Genomic DNA, 296 nt, shown 5'->3' on the forward strand with positions numbered 1-296 from the left:
TCGCCCAAATGGCGCCACTCGGCCAACAGTTCGTCGATCAGTTCACGCAGCAGGCCCGGCACCGGCTGGGTGGCATCTTCCAGTACCCGCGGAATTTTCTGGCTGATCGCAACATCGCCCTGCGCCAAGGCCACGCCGTGCTCGAGCAGCAGGCCGCGCATCTGATTACTCACCGCCGTGCGTCGACGCACATAGCCTTGGCGGGCGCGATGCAACGCCTGCATTGCCAGCGCCGCAACGCTTTTGACCGGCACTGCGTAGATCTTTTCATCGCGACCAGCCCGCAGAATCGCCAG

The 296-nt window shown here is 63.9% G+C and carries 1 pseudogene; it reads right to left on the reverse strand.

Annotated features, from left to right (window positions below):
- Positions 1 to 296 (reverse strand): annotated as a pseudogene (locus tag WLY71_RS31735) (IS110 family transposase); the annotation flags it as partial.

Origin of the sequence: Pseudomonas rossensis (genome assembly GCF_039888995.1) — a bacterium.
In the GTDB taxonomy this organism is placed as follows: Bacteria; Pseudomonadota; Gammaproteobacteria; order Pseudomonadales; family Pseudomonadaceae; genus Aquipseudomonas; species Aquipseudomonas rossensis.